At 61.2% G+C, this 1,226-nt stretch carries 1 protein-coding gene and 1 pseudogene; both read left to right on the plus strand.

From position 1 onward, the window contains the following. Positions 1 to 263: pseudogene (locus OQK_RS07555) on the plus strand (pilus assembly protein); the annotation flags it as partial. Next, positions 260 to 1,226: CpaF family protein (locus OQK_RS07560; protein ID WP_038860710.1), on the plus strand; the 967-nt coding region annotated here is incomplete at its 3' end. The pseudogene OQK_RS07555 and the gene OQK_RS07560, both read left to right, overlap by 4 nt.

Consider the following 1,226-nt stretch of genomic DNA (forward strand, 5'->3'; position numbering starts at 1 on the left):
TGATCGATCGTTACCTGAGCAACGTTGCGCCGGATGCCGAGACCCTGGGCAAGACCTTCAATCTGGAAGTCATCGCCGTGCTGGCGTTCAGTCCCGATGTGCGCCTGAACGCGAAAAACCAGGGCGTGAGTTTGTTCGAACTGGCGCCGCGAGAGAAACTCACCCAGAGCCTGCGCGCCCTCGGCGAACGTTTGGCCAAGCGTTCCGAAGGCTTGAGCAAACCAAAAGTCACCTGGTTTGATCGTCTGCGAGGTCACTCATGAGCGCAGAAAAACTCTTTGGCGCGACGCCACGCGGAGCGATCGGTAACAGCGATCACGAAGGCCTGAAACTGGTCCTGCACCGCTACATCATCGACGCCATCGAGGAGTCAGGGAAAAACCTGCTGGAAGGTTCACGCCAGCAACTGGCGCAGTTCGTCACCGACAAGGTTGCCGAATACATCGCGCGTTTGCACTTGGCGATCTCGCGCTACGAGATGGAGCGCCTGGGCGAGGAAATCGTCGACGAACTCACCGGATTCGGCCCACTGGAAGTCCTGCTGCGCGACCCGTCGGTGACGGAAATTCTGGTCAACGGCCCGCACCGGGTGTTCATCGAGCGCGACGGCGTACTGCATCAAAGCGATCTGCGTTTTATCGATGCGCATCATGTCGAGCGGGTCATGCAACGCATCCTTGCGCCGCTCGGACGCCGCCTCGATGAGTCCTCGCCGATGGTCGATGCGCGCCTGCCGGACGGCAGCCGGGTCAACGCGATCATCCCGCCGATCGCCCTCGATGGCCCGTGCCTGTCGATCCGCAAATTCCGCAAGGACATGCTCAAGAGCACCGACCTGATGGCGATGCAGACCATCGATCTGGCAATTTTCGAATTCCTGCAGAACGCCGTGGGCAGGCGCTGCAACATCCTGATCAGCGGCGGCACCGGCACCGGCAAGACCACGCTGTTGAACATCCTCAGCCAATTGATCAACCCGCACGAGCGGCTGGTGACCATCGAAGACGTCGCCGAACTGCAACTCGGCCATCCGCATGTGGTGCGTCTGGAAACCCGTCCGCCGAATGCCGAGGGTCATGGCGAGGTCAAGGCCAGCGACCTGATTCGCAACGCCCTGCGCATGCGTCCCGACCGGATCATTCTCGGCGAGATCCGTGGCGTCGAAGTGGTCGACGTGCTCACCGCGATGAACACCGGTCACGACGGTTCGATGAGCACCGTGCACG

The sequence above is a fragment of the Pseudomonas sp. R62 genome, assembly GCF_000257605.1.
GTDB classification, from domain to species: Bacteria; Pseudomonadota; Gammaproteobacteria; order Pseudomonadales; family Pseudomonadaceae; genus Aquipseudomonas; species Aquipseudomonas atacamensis.